This is a genomic window from Kluyvera cryocrescens NBRC 102467 (assembly GCF_001571285.1).
GTDB lineage: Bacteria > Pseudomonadota > Gammaproteobacteria > Enterobacterales > Enterobacteriaceae > Kluyvera > Kluyvera cryocrescens.
The window spans coordinates 86,644-110,031 of record NZ_BCTM01000003.1 but is presented as its reverse complement, the minus strand read 5'-3'; the positions used below and the strand labels follow the sequence as shown (position 1 = coordinate 110,031).

At 49.6% G+C, this 23,388-nt stretch carries 22 protein-coding genes; 12 read left to right on the top strand and 10 right to left on the bottom strand.

All coding sequences use genetic code 11. The features are described 5' to 3' along the window. The first annotated feature begins 333 nt into the window (after window positions 1-333). Genes KCR01S_RS03120 through KCR01S_RS03105 form a run of 4 tightly spaced genes read left to right on the top strand, consistent with a single transcriptional unit; the run spans window position 334 to window position 4,344 of the window. Window positions 334-1,854 carry an amino acid ABC transporter permease/ATP-binding protein gene (locus tag KCR01S_RS03120; RefSeq protein WP_061279699.1) on the top strand — a complete coding sequence of 507 codons (1,521 nt, stop codon included), beginning with the start codon at window positions 334-336 and terminating at the stop codon, window positions 1,852-1,854. A 26-nt stretch (window positions 1,855-1,880) separates the two neighbouring features. Continuing rightward, on the top strand, window positions 1,881-2,753 hold the full coding sequence (locus KCR01S_RS03115) for a phytanoyl-CoA dioxygenase family protein (protein WP_061279698.1): 873 nt from the start codon (window positions 1,881-1,883) through the stop codon (window positions 2,751-2,753). Window positions 2,754-2,776: 23 nt separating this feature from the next. Continuing rightward, a complete protein-coding gene (locus tag KCR01S_RS03110; protein WP_061279697.1) occupies window positions 2,777-3,607 on the top strand; it encodes an ABC transporter substrate-binding protein in 831 nt (276 codons plus the stop codon). 5 nt (window positions 3,608-3,612) lie between these two features. After that, window positions 3,613-4,344 (top strand): class II aldolase and adducin N-terminal domain-containing protein, encoded by a 732-nt coding sequence (locus tag KCR01S_RS03105; protein ID WP_061279696.1) that lies wholly within the window; start codon window positions 3,613-3,615, stop codon window positions 4,342-4,344. 588 nt (window positions 4,345-4,932) lie between these two features. Here the strand turns inward: KCR01S_RS03105 and KCR01S_RS03100 are convergent. After that, window positions 4,933-5,844 (bottom strand): LysR family transcriptional regulator, encoded by a 912-nt coding sequence (locus KCR01S_RS03100; protein WP_061279695.1) that lies wholly within the window; start codon window positions 5,842-5,844, stop codon window positions 4,933-4,935. Window positions 5,845-5,991: 147 nt separating this feature from the next. On the opposite strand from KCR01S_RS03100, the gene KCR01S_RS03095 reads away from it, so the two are divergent. Continuing rightward, window positions 5,992-6,741 (top strand): SDR family NAD(P)-dependent oxidoreductase, encoded by a 750-nt coding sequence (locus tag KCR01S_RS03095; RefSeq protein ID WP_061279694.1) that lies wholly within the window; start codon window positions 5,992-5,994, stop codon window positions 6,739-6,741. Window positions 6,742-7,021: 280 nt separating this feature from the next. Here KCR01S_RS03095 and KCR01S_RS03090 read toward each other — a convergent pair whose 3' ends face one another. Both KCR01S_RS03090 and KCR01S_RS03085 read right to left on the bottom strand, forming a co-directional pair. After that, a complete protein-coding gene (locus tag KCR01S_RS03090; protein ID WP_072277072.1) occupies window positions 7,022-8,539 on the bottom strand; it encodes a DHA2 family efflux MFS transporter permease subunit in 1,518 nt (505 codons plus the stop codon). Further along, window positions 8,539-9,570, bottom strand: coding sequence for an HlyD family secretion protein (locus KCR01S_RS03085; protein ID WP_061279762.1), 1,032 nt, complete (start codon window positions 9,568-9,570; stop codon window positions 8,539-8,541). The genes KCR01S_RS03090 and KCR01S_RS03085 overlap by 1 nt, the downstream gene beginning before the upstream one ends. Before the next feature lie 117 nt (window positions 9,571-9,687). Between KCR01S_RS03085 and KCR01S_RS03080 the strand changes: the two genes are divergently transcribed. After that, the gene (locus KCR01S_RS03080) at window positions 9,688-10,476 is read left to right on the top strand and encodes an AraC family transcriptional regulator (RefSeq protein WP_061279692.1); all 789 of its coding nucleotides are present in this window, start codon (window positions 9,688-9,690) and stop codon (window positions 10,474-10,476) included. A gap of 52 nt (window positions 10,477-10,528) precedes the next feature. Here the strand turns inward: KCR01S_RS03080 and KCR01S_RS03075 are convergent, their stop codons facing one another. Continuing rightward, complete coding sequence (locus KCR01S_RS03075) at window positions 10,529-11,689, bottom strand: IS30-like element ISCfr4 family transposase (protein ID WP_061279691.1); 1,161 nt, start codon at window positions 11,687-11,689, stop codon at window positions 10,529-10,531. A 274-nt stretch (window positions 11,690-11,963) separates the two neighbouring features. Between KCR01S_RS03075 and KCR01S_RS03070 the strand changes: the two genes are divergently transcribed. Beyond that, window positions 11,964-12,827, top strand: a complete 864-nt coding sequence (locus tag KCR01S_RS03070) for an arginase family protein (RefSeq protein WP_061279690.1) — start codon at window positions 11,964-11,966, stop codon at window positions 12,825-12,827. 96 nt (window positions 12,828-12,923) lie between these two features. Next, the gene (locus KCR01S_RS03065; RefSeq protein ID WP_061279689.1) at window positions 12,924-13,496 is read left to right on the top strand and encodes a TetR/AcrR family transcriptional regulator; all 573 of its coding nucleotides are present in this window, start codon (window positions 12,924-12,926) and stop codon (window positions 13,494-13,496) included. Window positions 13,497-13,872: 376 nt separating this feature from the next. Here the strand turns inward: KCR01S_RS03065 and KCR01S_RS03055 are convergent, their stop codons facing one another. Together KCR01S_RS03055 and KCR01S_RS03050 are read right to left on the bottom strand one after the other, a co-directional pair. Continuing rightward, window positions 13,873-14,508, bottom strand: a complete 636-nt coding sequence (locus KCR01S_RS03055) for a DUF421 domain-containing protein (protein ID WP_061279687.1) — start codon at window positions 14,506-14,508, stop codon at window positions 13,873-13,875. 9 nt (window positions 14,509-14,517) lie between these two features. Further along, complete coding sequence (locus KCR01S_RS03050; protein ID WP_061279686.1) at window positions 14,518-14,964, bottom strand: DUF3290 domain-containing protein; 447 nt, start codon at window positions 14,962-14,964, stop codon at window positions 14,518-14,520. A gap of 403 nt (window positions 14,965-15,367) precedes the next feature. Between KCR01S_RS03050 and leuA the strand changes: the two genes are divergently transcribed. Next, window positions 15,368-17,038 carry a 2-isopropylmalate synthase gene (leuA, locus tag KCR01S_RS03045; RefSeq protein ID WP_061279685.1) on the top strand — a complete coding sequence of 557 codons (1,671 nt, stop codon included), beginning with the start codon at window positions 15,368-15,370 and terminating at the stop codon, window positions 17,036-17,038. Here the strand turns inward: leuA and KCR01S_RS03040 are convergent. After that, window positions 17,023-17,790 carry an AraC family transcriptional regulator gene (locus KCR01S_RS03040; protein ID WP_061279684.1) on the bottom strand — a complete coding sequence of 256 codons (768 nt, stop codon included), beginning with the start codon at window positions 17,788-17,790 and terminating at the stop codon, window positions 17,023-17,025. The two genes, leuA and KCR01S_RS03040, sit on opposite strands and share 16 nt — an antisense overlap. 246 nt (window positions 17,791-18,036) lie before the next feature. Here KCR01S_RS03040 and KCR01S_RS03035 point away from each other — a divergent pair, with 246 nt between their 5' ends. Further along, window positions 18,037-18,261, top strand: a complete 225-nt coding sequence (locus tag KCR01S_RS03035; protein WP_061279683.1) for a hypothetical protein — start codon at window positions 18,037-18,039, stop codon at window positions 18,259-18,261. Between the two features lie 569 nt (window positions 18,262-18,830). Then, window positions 18,831-19,148: a YebG family protein gene (locus KCR01S_RS03030; RefSeq protein WP_061279682.1), complete on the top strand. Its 318-nt coding sequence runs from the start codon at window positions 18,831-18,833 to the stop codon at window positions 19,146-19,148. Between the two features lie 126 nt (window positions 19,149-19,274). On the opposite strand, the gene KCR01S_RS03025 is transcribed toward KCR01S_RS03030, so the two are convergent. After that, window positions 19,275-20,492, bottom strand: a complete 1,218-nt coding sequence (locus KCR01S_RS03025; protein ID WP_061279681.1) for an MFS transporter — start codon at window positions 20,490-20,492, stop codon at window positions 19,275-19,277. Between the two features lie 104 nt (window positions 20,493-20,596). Here KCR01S_RS03025 and KCR01S_RS03020 point away from each other — a divergent pair, with 104 nt between their 5' ends. Continuing rightward, window positions 20,597-21,538, top strand: coding sequence for a LysR family transcriptional regulator (locus tag KCR01S_RS03020; RefSeq protein ID WP_061279680.1), 942 nt, complete (start codon window positions 20,597-20,599; stop codon window positions 21,536-21,538). A gap of 43 nt (window positions 21,539-21,581) precedes the next feature. Here KCR01S_RS03020 and KCR01S_RS25565 read toward each other — a convergent pair whose 3' ends face one another. Then, complete coding sequence (locus KCR01S_RS25565; protein WP_061279679.1) at window positions 21,582-22,307, bottom strand: hypothetical protein; 726 nt, start codon at window positions 22,305-22,307, stop codon at window positions 21,582-21,584. 282 nt (window positions 22,308-22,589) lie between these two features. After that, window positions 22,590-23,339, bottom strand: coding sequence for a pirin family protein (locus KCR01S_RS03010; RefSeq protein ID WP_061279678.1), 750 nt, complete (start codon window positions 23,337-23,339; stop codon window positions 22,590-22,592). Between the last annotated feature and the right edge of the window lie 49 nt (window positions 23,340-23,388).

Below are 23,388 nucleotides of genomic sequence, written 5' to 3'. Positions count from 1 at the left end.
TGGCCCTGCGCACCATGATGAACCACCCTGCACTCTTATTATGCAACTCTCGCCCTAATAGCGTGCAATTTCGGCAATAGGTGAAAAAATGCGTTATTTAATTTCGGCGATTGTTTTTTAATTGTATCAACATGGTTTCGCAATAATCGCTTTAGATTCCATAACGTTAATGTCACTGTATAGTTTTTTTAAACTTAAAGACCAAAAATTTACTAATTGCGCCAATCAGAGACCTGCCAGCATAGTGTTATTGCACGATAAATATCGGCGACTCTCCATTAATGCACCATCGAGTCGCTTCCATTTATGTTAATTATGGCGAGTAAATAGCCCATGACGTTTAACTGGAACTACATGTTAAGCCTGCTTAGCGATGTCGATTTTTGGCAGGCCACCTGGACCGTCATTAAATTGAGTCTGCTGACCTGGGGCTGCAGTATTGTGCTGGGATTTACTCTGGCGCTGGCCAAACAATCGCCGCGAGCGTGGTTGAGCGCACCCGCTCGGGTTTATATCTGGCTGTTTCGCAGCATGCCGCTGCTGGTACTCCTGATTTTCGTCTACAACATGCCCCAGGCGCTACCGTCGGTGGCTCCGCTGCTTAACGATCCCTTCTGGGCCGGTTTGCTGGCGATGGTGTTGAGTGAGTCGGCATACATTGCGGAAATCCACCGCGGCGGGTTGCTCTCCATCCCGCGTGGACAAAGCGAAGCCGCGCGAGCACTGGGGTTACGCTACGCGGGCATTCAATGGCGGGTGATTATTCCCCAGGCGCTGCGCGTCGCCCTGCCTGCGCTGGCCAACGAATATATCGCTATCGTCAAGCTCAGCTCGCTGGTGTCGGTTATCTCATTGACCGAAATTTTGATGGTCGGCCAGCGCCTCTACTCACAAAACTTCCTCGTGATGGAGACCATGGCGGCGGTGGCGTTTTACTACATCCTGATCGTGACGGTGTTTGATTTTCTGCTCAAGTGGCTGGAACGCTATCTCGACGTCACCCAGCGTAAAACCACCCGTCAGGTTGATGCGCAGATGCAACAACTGGCCACCGCGAACCGCCCCGCGATGGCGCGCAGCGTCACCGCATCACAGGAGCCCGCGCTACAGGCCTCAAAACTGCATAAAGCTTATAACAATGTCGAAGTGCTCGGCGCCGTCAGCCTGAAGATCCAGCCCGGCGAAGTGGTCTCAGTCATCGGCCCGTCCGGCTCAGGAAAAACCACGCTTATCCGCCTGCTCAACGGCCTTGAGCAGATCGACAACGGCGAAATCAGCATCAACGGGCAGCCCTTTATTCATCTTAACCGCCAGGGTCAGCAGAAGCCGCGCTTTATGGAGAATGCTGAGCACCGCCTGAATATCGGCATGGTGTTTCAGAGCTTCAATCTGTTTCCCCACCTGACCGTGCTGGGCAACCTGCTACTGGCACCTCGCTATCACCGCCTGGCCAGTGAGGCGGAACTGCGGCAGCACGCCTGCGAACTGTTGCATAAAGTCGGCATGCTGGAGCATGCATGGAAATACCCGCACCAGCTATCGGGCGGCCAGCAGCAGCGCGTCGCTATCGCCCGCGCGTTGATGATGCGCCCGCAAATCATGCTATTCGATGAGCCTACCTCCGCGTTGGATCCGGAAAAAGTCAACGAGGTACTGCAGGTCATCGAGTCCCTGGCTCATGAGGGGATCACCATGGTCATCGTCACCCACGAGATGAATTTTGCCTTCAAGGTGTCGGACCGCATTGTGTTTATGGAAAAAGGACGCGTGGTCTGCGACGACACGCCGCAGGCGATGCGCAGCGGACAGCATCCGCGCGTTGATGCCTTCCTGAAAGATGTCTCTTTGGCTTAATCATTATTACTTGAAGAGGAATAACTATGATCGCGCAATGGCAAATCGAGCAGTTTCATCAGCAGGGCTATCTGGTGGTCGAAGGGGTACTTTCCCGCGCTGAAATCGCCGCTTTGCAGACCGATTTCGACGGTTGGGTTGAGGAGAGCCGCGGTCACAGCGCGGTATGGGGTGAAACGCTGGATGGGCGCCCGCGCTTCGATCTCGAAGAGGATCACTCTGCGGAGCACCCCTCCTTGCGCCGCGTGACGTCGCCGACCGAGATTTCTGCGGCCTATCACCACGCCGCGCTGAACTCACGAATGGCCACGATTGCCGCCCAGCTTATCGGCGGCAGCGGGACCCGTTTTCATCACAGCAAAATTAACTCCAAGCTGCCGCATACGGCGACGCAGGTGAAATGGCACCAGGATTTTCTGTTCACCCCGCACAGTAACGACGACGTCATTACCGCGCTGTTGATGGTGAGCGACGTTACGCCAGAAAACGGCCCGCTTAACGTGGTTCCCGCCAGCCATAAAGGGCCGCTGTGGTCGCACTGGCAGGAGGAACGCTTTACCGGTGCGGTGGATAACGACGTCGTGGAAGCGCACTGCCAGCAGCCGCAGGCCTGCTTTGGCCCATCCGGCTCGGTGTGTTTTATGCATACGCGACTGCTGCATGCCTCGAGCCCAAATGAGACCCCCCTGCCGCGCACGCTGTTCATTAGCGTCTATGCCGCCGAAGACGCCCTGCCTTTTGGCGAAAATCCGCTGCCGAGCGCGCACGCCGGCCAACTGGTCGCAGGGGAAGAAAGTGGTCTCGTGCGCAGCACGGTTAATCAGCTACGTTTGCCGCAGAAACCACGCGGTGCATCCTTTTTCGTTCAACAGGCCGGTGCCGACAGCGCCAGCATGTAATTTGCTTACACTCCGGAGGTTTTATGACACGTCTTATCGCACTGCGTCCTGTTGCCCTGCTCCTCTGCGCCGCAGGCGCGCTGGCATCGTTTAGCGCGCTGGCCTTCCAGCAAACTGGCAAGATCACCGCCGGCTCGGACATGACCTTTTTCCCTTATGAATATATGGATAACAATAAACCGGCTGGCTTTGATATTGAGTTTCTCGACGGGTTGGCAAAAAGCATGGGCCGCGAAGCGGTTAATATTGATACTCGTTTTCCTAACCTGATCCCCGCCTTACAGGGCGGGCGTTTCGATATCACGAACTCCTCGATGTACATAACCGCCGAGCGTCTGAAGGTTATCGATATGGTTCCATACCTGAAGAGCGGTGAAGCCATTCTGGCGCTTAAAGGCAGCGACTATCAGCCGAAAACGCCGGAGGAATTTTGCGGCCATAAAATTGGCTCAATGGGAGCAACCTCCTGGCTGGCTCAGCTGCAAAAACTCTCCGTCGATTACTGCGTGAAAAAAGGGCTCAAACCCATTCAGCTAAGCGAGTACACCACCGATCCGCAAACCACTCAGGCGATGCTTTCTCGCGCAGTGGAGGCGCAAATAACCGATGCGGCGGTCGCCCGCGGGGTGATTGAAAAACTCGGTGACCGCGTGGTGATCTCCTCCGACACGCTGATCTACCCCGTGTTAAACGGTTTTGGCGTCAAGAAAGGCAATACCGAGGTGAAAACCGCTCTTGAAGAAGGACTGAAAAAATTCAGTGCCACCCCGGAATATGCCGCGCTGCTGAAGAAGTATCACTTCCAGGCACCAACGGCGGAAGACCTCCAGACCCTGATGCCAAAAGCGGAGTAATCACCATGAGCTACTCGCACGAAGAGCAAACCCGTATCGACCTGGCGGCGACCTTTCGCATCATCGCCCACCTCGGCATGCATGAGGCGGTTGCCAACCATTTCAGCGCTGCCCTCTCTGCCGATGGGAAAACGTTTCTGCTGAACCCCAAGTGGCAGCATTTTTCACGCATTCGCGCCAGCGACCTGCTGTTGCTGAATGCCGATGATGCAAGCTGTGCCGCGCGCCCGGACGTCGATGCCACCGCGTGGGCGATTCACGGGCAGATCCACCAGCGCTTGCCGGACGTGCGGGTTGTGCTTCATCTACACCCGGTCTACACCACCAGCCTTGCCTGTCTGGCGACGCCGCAGATCCTGCCCGTCGATCAAAACACTGCCCGCTATTTCAACCGGGTCGCTGTCGATACGTTGTACGGTGGCATGGCGGACACCGCGGCAGAAGGCGCCCGTCTGGCGGGACTGTTGGCGGATAAGCGCCGGCTGCTGATGGGTAACCACGGCGTATTGGTCACGGCCCCGGACATTGGCGAGGCGTTTGATGATATCTGGACGCTAGAGCGCGCGTGCCAGATTCTGATCACCGCATGGTCTAGCGGACAGCCGCTAAAAGTACTGTCTGATGACGTTGCGGAGAAAACGGCGCAGGACTGGGAAAAAATCACCGACTTCTCACGCCAGCATTTTGCCGAAATGAAGCAGATGATGATCGAACGCGATCCTTCAATCGTAGATTAACCATCCGGGCTCCGGGAAACCTGGGCCCGGCCTCTTTGGCAAAAGGCAGACCTGAAGAGCCGCAGTGTGAGTGACTTTGCCGGTCGCCCCTAGCGGTTCACATGCTTTCTTTCCACAGTGGCCCCCATTCTTCTGGCACCTGTTCCTTATCAAACCCCACAAACCAATAAATTACGTCCGTTCGCCCAACCATTGGCACCTCTCCTCAACCAGGATGAAACAATGCGCGATTCCAATCCGGCTTGAGACGACCGCGTCGTTTAAGACGTTCGCTATTACAGGCAACGGCACGTATTGCAGAAAAAGAAATCAAGAAACTTAACGGCATTCCTTGTTTTCGTGCGCGTTGTCATTGCCTGGATAGCCATGCCCGGCTGCGTTTGCGTCATTTTTGTTTCAGGGCGATTCGTCTGATTCTTGTTCAGTTTATTGTTATGCATCTAATTTAACGTACCGCAAACGGCATTCGAAATAGTATGTCAGCGCCTCGCTCATAGCGGATAACCGCCGAGGGTGGGCATTAGAGAAGGACACAATAGCAGAGCAATGGGGGTATCTTTTGCCCCCTTTGGGTCGTCAGAGGTATGTTTATCGGTATCCGCGCAGTGCCGCTGGGAATACCTCGGTGAGCCAGTCAATAAACACTCGTAACCGGTGCGTCATATACCTATTCTGCGGATAGACAACATAAAACGGATAACTCGCAGGACGCCATGCCTGTAGGATCTCAACAAGAGTGCCGTTGTTGAGTTCATCTTTCGCCGCATAGTAAAAAGTCTGGATAATGCCCATCCCGGCTACGGCCGCAGCCAAATGCGCATTACTTTCGTTAACCCCGATGTGATACTGCAACTTCATCTCCCGCATTTCACCTTCGGCGATAAAGCGAAATGGAAAGGCTCTGCCCGTCAGCGGAGACAAATAGCTCACCAGCTTATGTCCATTTCTTAATTCATCCGGATATGCAGGTATACCAGCGGTTTTCAGGTATCCGGGCGTTGCGCAGGTCACCATCGGGGCATCACCAATATGACGGGCGATCAACGATGAGTCATCAAGAGAGCCGCCACGGATTACACAGTCCACATTTCCGCTAATAAGATCCACCGGCCTATCGGACACACCTAAATCGATTTTGATTTCCGGATAGCGCTGCAAAAAATCCGGTAACGCGGGGATCAGGACTTCACGTGCGGTAGAGCCGCCGATATCAATACGCAGATACCCTTTAGGTCTGCTCTGCAAGGCGCTAAACGAAGTGTCTATCTCCTCAATATCAATGAGCACCCGAGCGGCTTTTTCATAATAGTCCTGACCCTCTGGCGTTGCGACGACGTGCCGGGTCGTGCGATGTAAAAGACGCACACCGAGGTGGGCCTCCAGTGATTTAACCAGCTTACTTAATGTGGCATTCGGCAGATTCAGCGAATCCGCTGCCCGCGTAAAATTGCCGGTTTCCACCACTCGCGTAAACGCACGCATAGCCATTAACTGATCCACGTTTTGTTTCTCCGTGTGACACCTGATTATTCACCTGTAGAAATAGTGTTTTCCATTTCTACTAATTTATCAATAATCCCTCTGCGACTAAAGTGTGTTTACAGGCCGAATGACGGCCAATTTGAAACAACGTCGAGGATAGGAATAATGAGTAAACCACTTTCAGATAAAATCGCCCTGGTCACAGGCGGCAGCACAGGAATCGGTCTTGCTAGTGCTCAGGAACTGGCGGCACAGGGAGCAAAAGTCTACATCACCGGACGTCGTCAGCAGGAGCTGGATGCGGCCATCGCGTTGATCGGCTCGTCGGCTAAGGGGATTCGAGCTGATGTCTCCCGCCTTGACGATCTGGATAAGGTTTACGCGCAGATTGCAGAAGAATCGGGGCGTCTGGACATTTTGTTTGCTAACGCCGGTGGCGGAGATATGCTGCCGCTGGGTGCTATAACCGAAGAGCATTTTGACCGGATTTTCGGCATTAATGTTCGCGGAGTACTATTCACCGTCCAGAAAGCACTGCCACTGCTTGGTGCCGGTTCATCCATTATTCTCACCGCTTCCACCGTTTCGGTAAAAGGAACGGCTAACTTTAGCGTGTATAGCGCCAGTAAAGCCGCAGTGAGAAACTTCGCCCGCTCATGGGCTCTGGACTTGAAGGGGCGTGGTATTCGGGTGAATGTCGTGAGCCCGGGTCCGGTCAAAACGCCTGGATTAGGGGAACTGGTTGCCGAGGAAGAGCGTCAGGGCCTGTTTGATGCACTGGCAGCACAGGTTCCGTTGGGCCGGATTGGTGAGCCAGCGGAAGTCGGTAAAGCCGTTGCGTTTCTGGCTTCTGATGCCGCCAGTTTTATCAATGCCATAGAACTGTTTGTTGACGGCGGTATGGCGCAGATTTAGAGCGAATATCACACCGTCAAATCCCCCGAGGCGACGGGTTTTCAATGGACGGCTGGCGTCACGCAATTTTCACTTCACAGTGTGACATCGCACAATACGGCTCCAGCCATCCCTGATCGCAAGACATAGCGACCGTTTGCAAATCACTTCACCATCGCCAACAAGATTTGCCCATAACCCCCTTCTTATGACGAGTGTTGGTCATAACGGCTGCTGTGTGCCAGGAGCGGACGTCCAGTGTGACCTGTGAGTTGAGGACGAGCGAATCATCAAATCATCATTACTGTTTTCTACCCATTGCAGGAACCAGCGCGAAAGCCATAAACAAGAGGAGACTAACCAGCAAAAAAGCATCAGAAAATGCCATTGTTTCAGCTTCCTGCATCATCATCTGACCCAGTAATTTTGTTGCTGCCAGTGGCCCTGCGGTACCGTCACTTCCTCCCTGAATGAAAATTACAGTGTAACGGGTAATGAATTCATTGACAGTTTGTGGCACGGACACAATCTTCTCCCCAATTCTTTGGTAATGAAAATTAGTCCGGTTATTAAGAATCGTCCCACACAGGGCAATTCCGATAGCGCCACCAAGATTACGCGTCAGGTTAAATACTCCCGATGCCAGCTTCAGCCGTTCTTTTGGTATACCGCCCAGGGTTAATGTGACGATCGGCGCCATCGCAAATTGCTGTGAAACACCCCTGATAGCCTGTGGTAGCAGTAGTTCTTGCCATCCCCATTGATGAGTTATGGGGGTGAAAAGAAACATAGAAAACGCAAATCCGCCCAGTCCAGCCATCAGTAACCATTGCAGGTTTATTCTTTTACTCAAATATAAATAAAGAGGCACTGACAGAATTTGAAATATCCCGGTTGTGCATACCGCTAGGCCAATATCCATCGCGCTAAACCCTCTGACCTGCCCCAAAAATACTGGGGTCAGGTAAACGGTTGAGAATATCCCTACACCTCCAGCAAAAGAGAAAAAACAGCCCAGCGAAAAGTTTTTATCCCTGAACGCATAAAGATCCATAATGGGATTCGATATTGTCAGAGTGCGTGTCGCAAATAAAAGCGCACTCACCAGCGTTAGACCTGATGTCACTATAATCGTACTGTCGTCAAACCATCCCCACCTGGCCCCTTCCTCAAGAGAGTACTCCAGGCATCCTAGCGTAAGCGCAAGTAAAGCAATGCCCAGATAATCTGCACCTTTAAGGAGTGACAGGTTGGGTTTATCAATATCCACCAGCAAAGGAATGCTCATCACCAGATAAAGACCCGGCAATATGTTGATATAAAAAAGCCAACGCCATTCAAGATTATCGGTAATCCATCCTCCCAGGGTTGGCCCAAGCGTTGGAGATAAGGATGCCAGCGCGCTGACAACGGCGGCAGCTAACCCCAATTCTTTGCCCTGGTAATAAATAAAAGCAGTGGTAAAGACCAACGGAATCATCGATGCTCCTGCGGCTCCCTGCAAAGCGCGGAACACAATCATGCTCTGTATATTCCACGCCAGAGCGCAGGCAACGCTCATGACGGTAAAAACCCCGGCAGAAAGCGTAAAAAGCCAGCGGGTTGAAAATACCCGTGACAACCACCCAGAGAGAGGGATAATAATGATTTCCGCAATCAGATAGCTGGTCTGAATCCATGCCATCTCATCTTTGCCTGCTGAGAGACCGCCGCCGATTTCATTAAGTGAGGCCGAGACAATCTGAATATCAAGTTGGGCAATAAACAGCCCAATACACATACTGGCGAAGGCGATATGTTTTCGCATAGCGGCCCCCATCAGTGTCGTTCGTTGACGCTAACGGTCACTGAAAGTCCGGGGCGAAGGATGCGCGCCAGTTCATCCACTTTATCAATAGCAATCCGCACCGGAACGCGCTGCACAATTTTAGTAAAGTTGCCGGTGGCATTTTCTACAGGGATCAGGCTAAAACTCGATCCCGTTGCCGGTGCCAGACTTTCGACATATCCGTGAAAAACTTTGCCGTATAGGACATCTGCCCGTATCTCCGCTTTCATCCCAGGTTTCATCCGGGCAATCTGGCTCTCCTTAAAATTCGCATCTATCCATAGGCCGCTAACCGGTACAATGGAGGCTAACTGCGTGCCTCCCGCCACCCAGCTACCGTCACGGGCGCGACGGTTCGCAACAGTACCCGTTATAGGGGATCGGACAACGGTGTATTCCAGATCGAGCAACGCCCGGTCGAGTGCCGACTTCGCCTCACGGTAGCTTGCCCTTGCGGCTTCCAGTTCGGCAGATAACATTGTCAAACGCTGTTTCTCAGTCTGGTAATCATTCGCCGCTTTGCGTTCTCTGGCTATCATTCGTTGATAATCAAGCCGTGCGTTATCTTTGATTTGTTGAGAAATGGCCGCTGACTTTGCCAACAGTTCGTAACGCTGGCTGTCTTTCGAACTCTTTTGCACATCGAATTTTTCCGCCTGCCAGGCTTCACCGGCACTCGCGATGACTGATTGTTGCATCGTGATACTGGCACGAATACTGTCTAGATTGGCTTTGCTCCTCGATACTTTTGCCTGAGATTGAGCAACAGCGGCGCGATAATCCCTGTCATCAAGAGTAAGGATAATTTCGCCAGCTTTAACGAGTTGATTGTCGCCAACCTCAATCCGCGAGATATAACCCGAGACTTTACTGGCGACTACAGTAATATTCCCCCCTACATAGGCATCATCCGTGGATTGTATAAAACGACCATTTATTAACCACCATCCGTAAATAATCGCGCAAACCACCAGACAAATTATTCCCACTGTGCGGGTAAGGTGTCTTTTAAAAAAAATCATCATTAATGACCGTCACTCAGATTGTCTAAATACCGTGCATCCTGATGAGGTTGCACATCCGTGGCAGAAAAATTATCATGTCTTTTATGATGATAAATGCCAATAAACACATCCAAAATGACAATCACACTACAGCCAGAAGCACTGCCGGGACATCACATCATCGGACTGGATTCTGAACATCTGAACGGTGGGATAGTACCGTGGCATAAGCACATCTATGCCCAACTGCTCTATCCTGCGGAAGGCGCCGTGCGGGTGTGGGCGGGTGGTAGCGTCTGGATGGTCCACGCCAGCTGTGCACTCTGGCTGCCGCCACAGATGCCGCATAAATTTGTCGCGACAGGCAACGTGTTGCTTAAAACCATTCTGATCAATGAAGCACAGAGCAAAATAGTCGGAAATCGGTGTTTCACGACCGGGATTTCACCGCTGTTAAGGGAATTGCTGATTGCGATAAACCAGCTGACGCATCAGCAACAAAATAGTCCTGACAGCGAACAGCAGCAGCGTTTTTCTGCCTTAGAGACATTAATTTTGCAGGAAATAAAAGCCGGTGGAAAAGTCTCTCTGGAACTTCCCTGGCCACGTGATATGCGGCTCCAGTCGCTGTGCGAAGAGTTAATGAATCATCCAGGATATCTTCCCTCACTGGATAATCTGGCCGATAAAATCAGCGTCAGTAGTCGCACGCTTATGCGTCTTTTCGTGAAAGAAACTGGCCTGACTTTTCGACACTGGATCCAACAGATGCACGTCATAAGCGCAATTTCATTACTGGAAGAAGGAAGCTCTGTCGCGAAAATAGCTCACCATTTAGGCTATGCCTCAGCGGAATCATTCGGGAATATGTTTAAACGCAGGACAGGTTATTCACCAAGTAAATATAGCGCCTCGATAAAGTAAGAGGTGTTATAACGTTTTTATAGAAATCCTACGTCCGCTCTTCGCTGTGAGTTCAACCGATGGATGCAACACATTGATTGAACCGTTCTGCGGGTGATTCATAGTCTAGCGTTTTTCTCGGCCTTTCGTTGAGCTGTCTGGCAACATTGTTAAGTCTTTGCTGGCTGTGAACCGATAAGTCAGTTCCTTTTGGAAAATATTGTCTGAGCAATCTGTTCGTATTTTCATTTGAGCCACGTTGCCAGGGAGATTGAGGATCACAAAAATAAATCTGAATGTCTGTCGCTATAGTAAATCGTGTGTGGCTGGTCATTTCAGCGCCACGATCCCAAGTTAATGTTTTATAAAGCTCAGCAGGTAATTCCCGGGCTTGTCTGATGAGTGCAGATATAACCGTTATGGTCTTGTTGTCTCTGATCTTCGCCAGCATAACAAAACGAGAATGACGTTCTACGAGGGTGATGATATAGGAGTTTTTCGAGCCCTGAATCAAGTCACCTTCCCAGTGACCTGGGATGGCTCTGTCAGCCGCCTCTGGTGGCCTTTCGCTGATAGGTATCGTGTTCGGGATTGAACCTAATCCTTTCCCTTTAAGCGATGACGTTCTGGATCTACGCACTGCTCTTCCGCTTCTGAGGCATTGCTGCAGCTCTTTTTTTAATGCTCCCCGGGTTTGTATAAAAAGCGTTTTATAAATCGTTTCGTGTGACACATGCATTTCCTGATTATCCGGATAACAGCGTTTCAGCCAACCGGCGATCTGTTCCGGCGACCAGTCCTGATGCATCTTCTCTGCAATGATTTTACACAATGCGGGGCTTTCAATTAGCTTGCAAGGTTTTGGTCTCAGTGCATTTTCCCACGCAGTAGCATCGGCTTTTGCTGCACGGTATTGTTTTGCACCACCGTGACTCCTGACCTCGCGGCTAATCGTTGAGGGCGCTCTTGATAATTTGGCGGCGATATCCCTGATACTGAGTTTTGCTACCAGCCCTCTGGATATCTCCTCTCTTTCATCAAGCGAAAGCGCTAATCGGTGCCGTTTTCGCACGGGAGGACGATAGCCGCCTGTCTGGTGGATAGTGGGCATAATGGAAGAATGATATCTGTCGAACATTCTGGCGATATCATGTAGAGAATCACCTTGCTTATATCTGTCCCAGATAATTGCCTTCTGCTCTGGCGTGTAGTTAATCCGAGTTCTTCGTTTCATGACAACGTCCCCCTTGATTAAGGATAGCGTTGCATCGACCCGTTGAACTCACAGTTCAAAGCGGACCTGACAACAAGCTGGTCGGCCCGCTCCGTGCCAGAAGCGAACGTTGGTTAAAGCTCACCAGCAAAGCTACTTTTCTCTTTTCATTAACTAAATGTGCGGCCTTGCTTGCGAACGCGCAGCGATTGATAAAAAATGAATGAACGTTCATTCATATTCATGTGATGAGTTCACATCAAACCGTTCGTGTTAGAACAAGCATAGGTAGGTTATGACCAGTAAAACGCTCCGACTTTTATTTCCTCAATGGCAAGGCGGCAACAATCCGCCCTATTATCTTGGCTCGCTTCTTCTTTCGTTTCTTGCACCTGAGCCAACGGGCCCCGTTGCATCGGTTCCAGTCTATGAGCCCACTACGGAACCGCTGACCGAGATCGATGGTATTACCGCTAAACCCCAAATTATCCGACAGCTCAACGATGCCACCGCGCTTATCGCGCAACATTGTCCGGACTCGATTGTCGTTTTAGGCGGTGATTGCCTGGTATCACTGGCTCCTTTTGCACATCTGCTCAATAAATACGGCGATAAACTGGGCGTGCTCTGGGTTGATTCTCATCCTGATGTGCAGACGGCAAAACAATACCCAAACGCTCATGCCCATGTGCTTGGAGCGCTCATTGGAACGGGAGATAACGATTTAGTCGCTCACGTAGCCACCAGACTCAATCCCGCAAAAATCATGATTGCAGGTCTCCACGATCCGTTGGCCTATGAAGCCGACTACCTTGCTCGTCATAACATTGCAACGATAGCGCCTGAACAAGTTAAAAACGGCGGGAAAGAAGTCATGGCGTGGATCGAAAGGGAACATATTGAATATCTGGCGATACACATTGATTTGGACGTTCTCGATCCGTCACTGTTCCGCTCTGTACTTTTCGCCAAGCCAGGCAGAGGCGAGCACGACTTTGGCGACGTAGCAGAAGGCAAACTGGCTATTGAAGAGGTACTCAATCTCATTACTCAGGCCACCTCAAAAGCAGAACCCGTTGGCCTGACGATTGCTGAACATTTACCCTGGGATATGCTGAACCTGAAGAATATGCTCAGTGCATTACCGCTTATGAAGTAACATCTTATTCTAGGAGCCAGACTCCAGAGTTCAACGCTGGCTCCTGGGATAAAAGAACGTTAAAGTCTGGGCAACTGAATAATAATAATTGTCGATATGTTAAAGAAAACAGAAACCTACCATAAGCTGATTACCGCTGCCGCCGCCTGCTTTGCAGAAAAAGGCTTTAGTGCGACCAGCGTACGTGAAATTTCTACCCGGGCCGGGATCAGCCAGGGTGCGATGTACACGTATTTCAAAAGCAAGGATGACCTTATCAAAGCCATCGTTCTTGAAGAGCAGAACTCCGCGTTGACAGCACACAGTGCGCCATCCGACGGTACTTATTTCGATCGTCTTTGCGCGCAAGTGACGTCATGCATTAGCGATGTAGGCTATCCCGTCACCCATCAACTGTGGGTTGAAATCATGGCGGAGTCTGCGCGAAATCCCGAGTTGCAAAAGACGTATCTATCCAGCGACACCATCATGCGGGAAAGTATCGCGGGGATTATCAAGGAAGGCATTGCCGCGGGAGAGTTTCGTCGGGACCTGAGCCTGGAAGAGATCACGATTATACTTTTTGCCTTTATTGACGGTTTAATTGCGCGTAAAGCGATCAACCCATCCTTCTCTTTCTGCCGTGACCTGCCCATGTTTTTTGAGCTGATGTCAAAACTATTGAAATAACGCTTAACCGCTTTCGCGGACGTTGGCGCTAAAACCTATCGCGAAGGATATTCGCCAGACAGTTTTCTCAATCTTTCAAGCGTTTTTCGAGCATAAAGTCTATGAATGCACGTACTTGAGAAGACATTCTTACTCATGATGATACATAGAGATAGACTTCAGGAATGATGTAGACCAGTCTCAAGATGTTGCTGTACCTGGCCTTTGTGAATTTGCTCGGTTTTCGGTTCGCCGCTGGTAATTGACTGCCACAAGCTGACGGTGATGGTCGTGTTCTGTGGCAGAGCCTCCTGAAACAGCAGACTCCCGGCACCGAACCGTCCATAGAAAGATATTTCCATTTGGCGATGGATAACAGGTGAGTGGGTTTTGAATATTATGTTTCATATCCGTATAAGTTAATTTTACCCGACAAATACTCACCTAAATAGACTTCACTGATTTTATTGAAGCCTTGCTTTGTCACTTCACTTTCTAACCAGTCGCTGTCCTTGTTAAGGATTTCGAGCAGATCGTAGTTGGCTAAACCATCCACAATAATTGGATAACGTATATTTTCATCACCATTTTGTATAATGGTTAACTGGCCGTTCTGTTCCAGCACCACACGTTTTAGCTGTTCGATTTCATAAATATCATTTGCTCTTAACTTGAACATTAAATCATTTGCAGAAACACCGTTGCGTAAACACTCCTTAACATTAACGCTGCCATTATGTACTAAAGTAATAGGCTTGCCATCAATAATTCTTTTAACCAACCGATTATTCTCTTTTAAAAACTTGAGAACAAAGACCAGAAAAGTCCATATAATTAACACTAAAACAAATTGTAGTACCGTTATCGATTCATTGTAAATTACGCCACCGATAATCCCCCCCAGCACATAGTTCTGAACCTGATCCATTGCGGATGACGGGGCCAGATTCCCCTTCCCCATGAGATTTATTTGAACGATTAAGCACAGTATCCCCAGCCCCAACTTTATAATAATAGGTGTATAAATTATCATTGCCACTCCTCAACTCTTGATGATTTCTATGTCTGGGTTTACTAACGATACTTCAACTAAGCTGTATGTTTTTTGATCCGGGCTTAAGTTGACGCGATAATAAACATCATTAATCTTAACGATAATGCCATCCGAGAGCTGGACTGAACTGGAAAATATTGAGTCCATGCTCACGTTTTTTTCATGTGATAGTAGCCTAACAAAATTAACCATTTGCGATGATTGGGAGTGTATATTTTGGCTGTCGGTATAATCTGCGTACTGAACACCAGAAATGAAGAGTAAGAACAAGAAGACTATGATCGTTAAATCACGATATTTAGTTTGCAAACGATGACGCATATACAGGCTAAAAACAACGATTAGGATAAATAACGCGCTGAATATAATGATGTACTTCAAATAATCATTGATATTAGACTGCGTTTGTAGATAAGCGATGCCATAAAATCTCATAAATTTATAATCCCCAACCCCTCAAAATGCCACTTTCATTATAGTAACACACGATATCGCTTCCCCCTGTTGCTAGACATAATAAATAATTATTAGTTGCCATCGGCTATTTGTCATCCTATTTTAAGTTGAGGTATGGAGCATCGTCTCGCCTCAAGCTCATGCCTGAACGGTTCATGGTTAGCCCCTATTCTTTTGCTCGCAGAAGTGCAACAAGTCACGATTTAGGGTAATGACAATAATCACCATCAGTCAGCCCCCTTCATCAATCAATGTGAATCATGTTGGCATAAATGCCGGCCAATTTATTGGCGGTTTCGCTACACAGGTTGTCATCTTTGCGTCGGTATTCCCTATTCTGATTACGCAGGATAAAGGAGTTCAAACACAAAGGAGAGACAACATGTTACAAGAACCCTCGCGCAAATATTCCCCACCTATTCCCATTGAACTGCCCGACCGCCAGTGGCCGAATAAACGTATGACGCACGCCCCACGCTGGCTTTCTACCGACCTGCGCGACGGCAATCAGGCGCTGGCTGAACCCATGGATTCGGCACGGAAGTTACGCTTTTGGGAACTGCTGCTCAAATGTGGCTTCAAGGAGATTGAAGTAGCTTTTCCGGCCGCGTCAGAGACAGATTTCCAGTTTGTTCGCCAACTGATTGAAGACAATCTGATCCCCAAAGATGTCACAATTCAGGTGTTAACGCAGGCTCGCTCTGAGCTGATTGAACGGACATTCGCCTCGCTTGATGGTGCGGCTAGTGCCACGGTGCATCTGTATAACGCCACTGCCCCCCTGTTCCGTCAACTGGTGTTCCGTCAAAGCAAACAAGAAATCATCCAACTGGCCGTTAGTGCGACACAAAAAATTCGCGCGCTGTGTGAAGCCAATCCGCAGACCCGGTGGAGTTATGAATACTCCCCGGAAACATTTTGTTTTACTGAACCTGAATTTGCCCTGCAAATTTGTGAAGCGGTAGCCGATGTCTGGGAGCCTGCTCCTGAAAGGCCGATGATCATTAATCTGCCGGCGACCGTTGAGGTCAACACGCCAAATGTGTACGCCGATCAGATCGAGTATTTCTGCTGCCATTTTTCACGACGCCACGCCGTGTGTATCAGCGTGCATCCTCACAATGACCGCGGAGGCGGTGTCGCCAGTGCGGAACTGGCCATGCTCGCAGGAGCTGACCGCGTTGAAGGGTGTCTGTTTGGTAACGGTGAACGCACCGGGAACGTGTGTCTGGTCACGCTGGCAATGAATCTCTACAGCCAGGGGATTAACCCGAAGCTGGATTTTAGTGATATGAAACACGTCGTTGAGCAGGTGGAACAATGTAACCAATTGCCCGTTCATCCCCGTCATCCGTATGCCGGGAAACTCGCTTTTACTGCCTTTTCGGGTTCACACCAGGACGCCATCAAAAAAGGATTTACGGCGCGACAACAATCCGCATCCGAACGCTGGGAGATGCCTTATCTTCCCGTTGATCCCAACGATATTGGCTGTAGCTACGAAGCGGTCATACGCGTCAATAGCCAGTCAGGAAAAAGCGGGGGTGCGTGGATACTGGAACAAAATCATGGCCTTAAACTGCCACGTCGATTACAGCAGGACTTTAGCCAGCACGTTCAGAGGCAGACCGACCGAGGGGGGCACGAAATGACGCTGGCTGATATCTGGCTTTTGTTCCGCAAGTTGTACACTGGCCATCAAACGGCCGGATGGCAATTGCTGGAGTACCGCAGCGAAAGTTTGGAAGACGGTGGAAATTCGCTTCGCGCGCGGATCCAAACAACCGAAGGAATTATTCAGCTCAATGGCAAAGGTAATGGGTTGCTGTCTGCTGCTGCCGATGCGCTGAAATCACGGTTCAAGCTAACCTTTGCGATTGAAGACTATCATGAACATACGTTAGGCAGGCACAACGAGAGCCGGTCTGTCGCGTATATTCACTGCACCTTTGCGGATGGCGAAAGCCGCTGGGGAGTGTGCATCGACAATGATGTTGCGCGCGCGTCATTGCAGGCATTGCTGAATGCGCTGCCGCTTTATTCGCGTGACTGAAAGTAATCGCTTGGAGAAGCCCCAAGGATACGCCGAAACATGGCACTAAATGCGCTGTGGCTTTCATATCCAAGATCCAAAGCCACGCGTAAAACCGATTGCCCTTGAGCAAGATAAGTCAGCGCAATCATCAGTTTTGCCCGCCGCACCCACTCGCTGAATGAAAGGCCCGTTTGTTTACGGAATTGCCGTAACAACGTTCTTTCGCTCATGTTGAGCTGGGACGCGGCCACTGCTGCGGTCCAGGACTTACCCGGTTCGTTCTGAATATGGCGACACAGTGTTTGTAGTGCAGGCGTCTGCGGTTCCGGAAGATTAAACGGCAGCACATTCATTACGCGGATTTCATCAAGAATAAGCTCGTAGATTCTTTCTTCCCGGGTGCCAGCATCGTATTGCGCAGGCAGCGATAACGAATTGATGATCAACTCCCGAAGCAAATCTGAAATCTGCACGACCTGACAAACCGAGGGTAAGTCGGCTCGGGCAAAAGGGTCGATAAACAACGTTCTGGCAGCAACCTGCCCTGTGGCTTTCAGGCGATGATGCGTACCCGCTGGCAGCCATACGCCCCGACTGGGTGGGACAATCCAATGTCCCTGCTCTGTTTCTACCCTTACCACACCACTGAGCGTATGCAGTAACTGGGCGCAATCATGGCTGTGCCAGGGTTCAGCCGCCCCGTGAGGATAATCATGAGCCAAAGGAATCAATGGGCGCGTTGAAAAGTTAAACTGAATGCTGGTGGTCATCGCTTCATTTCTGCAAATAAAAATGAAAGTAGCATAGAAAATGACACGTGAGGAAGTCTGCCAAAGGTCCGTCAGATTTTTCGCATTAACGACTGTGTATCAACAATCTCTCCCTGTGCAGTTTATAGAATCACGTCAATGCCCAGTTAAGGCGAAAGTGAGTGTTCCTCGCGGATTTATGAGTAGCAACGTTAATATTGTTCACTTATTCTGTCTGTCTCTACCGATAGGCCGGAGTCACGCTTTATGAATATTCTCATTCTTCAGAAAACCCTCATCACCTTTATTCTTGTCCTATGGGTTATCCATGAATTCAGAGAAAAGAAAACCAAGCGTTCGGCACCTGCAATTGAAGAAGCTGATGCCAGGGAACGCCATGAATGGCGCTATCTCAGGTGGGGATTCCGGTTACTGCAAATCGCCGCAACGGCATATTTTATTACTCAACTGATTCAATTTTTACTGAGATAGAGATAACAAGCCAATGTAATCGGACGGGATCCCCTAAAGGATCGGCGTCTGAATGGCTATTGGCGCTAAAGCCAGGCATAGACCTTCTTCATCAATTTTACTGCCGCTTGATGTCCAGTAAGACCGACGCCCAGTAAAACAAATATGACGATTTTATACCGCCAGCACACCTAATGTAGAAATTAGGTCTACTCAGCTCGGACCAGACAGCTGTTTTTTTATGTGAAGCGTTATATCAGGCCTTCCGTGCTAAGACCTGGCAGGGTTCGGTTGTCGAATCAGCGACCAGTATGGATTACATGGGTGGACGAGAAAAGCTGCGGGCAATCATTTCGGAGCGCGGCTTCAGATTGAAGCAGGAAAACCAGCATCTTACGTTTTAAAGAACGGGTCAGCCTGTGACTACACTACAGATGGCCCTCTACTTCCGCTTCTCGCTCATTGCATAACTAGCGCCCTCTTTCCTTCACCGGCTAATAGTAATTAACAGCTTATCCATGCACATTTTTCCCTGCAACGTAGAGCCAAAACGGGTATACTGGATATAATTACAGTGCAAGGGGCAAATAATGGCTGTTGAAACAAAATTTGTTGTCGTAAGAAAAGGTGAAGAGAAAATGACATTTGCCAGTAAGAAAGAGGCTGATGCTTATGACAGGTTGCTCGACATGGCAGAAGCGTTCACCGACTTGCTGATGCAAAGCGGGATGCCGATGGATGAAACGCAGGCCGAGGATCTTGGTCTGTATCTTGCTGAGCAAAAAGTGGCCGTGCAGCATGTTCTGCGGACCAGCAAGCTTCCTGAACTCGCTCCCCCACCGGATGCAGATATTCCAGAATCAGAGGCGGCTGGCAGTACAAAAATCAGAGCCGTTAACGCGGCCTGAATAACAGTGCGCAGCATTGCCGTATGACAAGCCGTAAGCAGAACGCTGCTCACGGCTTTTTTGCATACTGGGATCCGCAAAGGGGGAGAATACGGCAGTAATAAACTACTGCGTACTCATCATATCCTACGTATCAATGACTTTATTCCTATCAGACTGAAGAGCCCGTTTTACCAGTTTCTTTTGCAAAATAACCACCACAATGGGGAAGCCTGATGCGGAAATTGCACATACCACCAGCAACAGATGAATATTTTGAGCTGTGATTATTCCGTTATCGGGTAATAGAAGAGCGGACAGAAAAAATGCAGCGGATGTCATCAAATACATTATTGATGTTTGCAGTGATGAGAACCCCGCCCTTTGCCTGTCCTGCGGAAACTGAATTGAAACCGTTGACGATGAAACCAGACGGCTATATGAAGCGCCGAGAAAAACGGTAATAAATAATGCCGCCAGGTGATAACCCAGCATAGGGATAAGTAAGCTCAGTATCAATACGAAGGTTGATGCGCTCGCCAGAACCACAGCGGAAAACCGGGAAGTTAATACACCCGTTATTTTGGTAGATAGGTAACCGGTAACACCTCCGCAAAAGAAAAACCATGGTAGCTGGTCTTGTGACGCACCCAATAGTTGGGTCATCAAGGGGACCAGTATAGGAATAACCAGCATTGGGCTAAATTGTACCAGCGCATTACTGGAGGCAAAAAGCAGAGTATCTCTATCAAGAGACGGCTTATGTAGCGTGGCAGAAGAAACAGGGTCCTGGGGAATGATAAAGTGAATCAGCGGCAGCGCCAATAGACACAGAAGACTGATTAACGACAAAGCGATATGCCAACCATAATGTGTGCACATAAATAATATCGCGGGCATCCCGACGATACTGACCATCGAAAATGATGCAATCACCGCCGCTAGCATTTTTCCGCGCAGATTAGCAGGGGCAAGGTTTATCAATATACCAACCCCTACCCCCATTGTCGTACCGCCCACCAATCCGGCACAAAACCGCAGCGTAAGCAGAAAACGAAAACTGGACGTGTATACCGTCAACAGCGTCAGAACCCCTAACAGGGCCATATTGGCGAATAAAAACCGTTTTTGATTACAACGCCCGATCCAGTAAAACGCGATAACTCCTGACAAAACGGCCCCTAATGTGTACATACCGGATACATAGCCTGAGTACGATACGGGTACGGCGAAGTCTGCCGCCATAAACGCAAATACCGGGTTGAACAACATATATTCCAGTGCATTAGTGAACTGGATAAATGCCATGACAATGGCTATCCGCATCAGGGTTTTCGGATCAAACGTCTGTGTAACCGGTGGCATAGCGCGCAGCTCCAGAAATGAAAGATATAGGAGTTTAACTGCTATCAATAGCGCACATTAGATGGTAGAAATGACATTTATTATTATCATTTATGGGAGAATCGATGCGTCCGGCTCTTGATTTTAATACCCTGAAAGTCTTCATTGCGGTGGTGGAAGGCGAAAGCTTTGTCAGCGCCGCAAAAGCCCTTGAAATGCCGACATCAAATGTAAGCCGCTCTATTTCTCAGTTAGAAGAGAAACTGAATCTTAAGCTCCTGGAGCGCAGCACCCGGCATATGAAGCTCACCGAAGCGGGGCACCTACTCTACACCCGAGCGAAACCATTACTGGAGGCGCTTGAGCAAACTGAAACAGAGTTAACGCTGCGGCAAATGCAGCTCAAAGGCCCGTTACGCCTCTGTATTCCCAATGAAATAGGCCCTGCATTGTTGGGGTCTGTAGTGGCTGATTTTGCCTGTCAGTATCCGGAGCTTGAGATCAGTTGCGTCACGAATTTGTCAGGTTTTGAATCTCTACGCGAAGAGCTGGATTTAGCGGTCATTATTACCCGTGGCCAGATGGATGACAGTGATTACATCGCCCGCCATCTGATGACCATCCCCTGCACCGTTGTTGCCGCCCCCTCAATCATCCAACGTTATGGTACCCCTTCCACTATTCAGAAATTTGCAGAATTACCCTGTATTACTACGGTAAGTGCACTGAAAGGCGCGCCTTGGCAGTTCGTGAATAAAAAGGGCGAATTCGCGACCATTAAGGTCAAGGGACATTATCGGGTCAACAGTGGCGAGATGGCGGGACGCGCTGCGCTTGCTGGCATTGGCTTTGCCATTCTTTCGAAACAAGCCTGCCAGCCTTACATTAATGATGGGCGGTTAATCGAGATTGAGTGTGAACTGCCTGCGGCTCCACTGCAATTGTTCGTCATTTATGCAAACAGGCGCTACCTGCCGGCCAAAACAAGAGCATTCATTGATTTTATGCTGCAGAAACTAAGCCATTTATCCCCAGCGCAATCGCAAGATGAATTAATATCGCCTTAACAGGGGGAATAACTGCCCCCCTGATGTGTATTTTGTAATGTATTTACGGGCGCATAAGCGGCTCAATACCAATCCACTTCAGCGTCGGTTGATAGCAAAGCTTCAGCGCCGGCACGGCTACTTTCACCCCATCCACCTCAAGTTCACCTAAATGAACGGTCCATTTAGCATTGGCGTAGCCGTCATAAATTTTAAAGACCACATAGGCTGAACCGTAGTCATCGTTATTGGTAATACGCGGGACATTGCGATGCACCTCATCGCTGTTGATATCGTAAGGCGATGGCCTTGCATATTTCGCATTCTCTTCGGGGAAATCATACGGGAATGCGGTGGTGCCAAGATAAACTTCTGGCCGCGCGTTCTGTCGATGCCCATCGCCCAGGTCAATATAGGCTTTACGCGTGTCGATAATAATCGGCACCGCGGGCTGCCCCCGACTCCCCGGCCGCGAAGGTCGCTGGCGGCCTTTGTTATAGGCAATCAGCTGAACATAAAATTCCGGTCTTGCTTCAGGCCCCTGAACGTAAGGAATAGTGAAACTGCTTCGCTTCGCAGGCATATATCGGCCAGGAATAGTGTGATCGTAGAGATAGGTTTCCAGCACTATTTCTTGCTTGCCGCGAGGGGTATCAACAATAAATTTATGCTCGCTTTCGCAAAGATCGATATACCCCGGCCTTTCTCTCGGATAGGGAATACATCCTCCCAACAGCGTGGCGGCCAGTACGATAACCCCACTCCACTTAAGATGCCTCGATAATGGCATGACAAAATCCCTCTATCAAAAATAACAAAGAGTAGCTTAGGTGAGTCTGACGGAGGTGTTAACCTACCAGGATTGATATTTACGCTTGAAAGTTGAGTATCGTATGTGTGCAGGCTATCACCTGAAAATCGCGCAGTCTGACCGAAGGAATGTTGCTTAGAGGAGGAATTAAGCCGTAAATCAGGGCATCAGCGATTTAGCCATTCCACTCACTGATTCAGCCCGTACAAAAAATCGCCCCACCTTCTCAGGCGGAGCGTTAATTTTGCTACATCGAACCGCTTATTGCTGCTCAGCCCACTCGCCCATTTCAATAATGATAAAGTGCGCATGCTGATCTTTCGCTTTAAAGGTCAGCGTCAATGGCCCGACGACCTCGAGTGAATCACGTTCATCCAGGGTAACAATACCTTCAACATTCACGCTATCTTCAATACTGTTGATGTATGCCTGACGCCCCGCTTTCAGCTCATAGGTCACTTCAGCAGCGCTGTCGGTCAGTTCGCTGACAAACATGTTCACATCCTGATTCAGATGCAGCGGCGCATCGTCATCATTTTGCAGGCTACCAACGATGTGCAGCAATTTATTCTCACGATCTTCGTCGCTGAATTTATGGTTTTCATACCGCACTTCCAGGCCTTGTTTAGGCGGCAGGATCCAAATTTGCAGGAAACGACACCACTCATCATGGTTGTTTAGTTCTGAGTGCCATACGCCGTTCCCGGCGGTCACCGTTTGCACATGACCACGGCTCAACACATCTTCTACCTGCGTTGCGCTATCCCAGTGCGTCAGGTTCCCTTTCACCAGATAGCTGACAATTTCCATGTCTTTGTGCGGATGCCGGTCGAAGCCGCTGTGCGGTTTGACATCATCATCGTTAACCACCCGCAGCACGCCATAATGCATGTTATCGGGGTCGTAATAGTTAGCGAACGAAAAATGAAAATAGGTGTTCGCTGGATGATATTCACTGGCTGGCAGATAATGCAGTAGCTCCGCGCCTTTTTTACGAGAATGACTAGCCATGGCCGTTGATCCTTAATGTTTGTTTGATGCACGTATGATAGGCATGGGA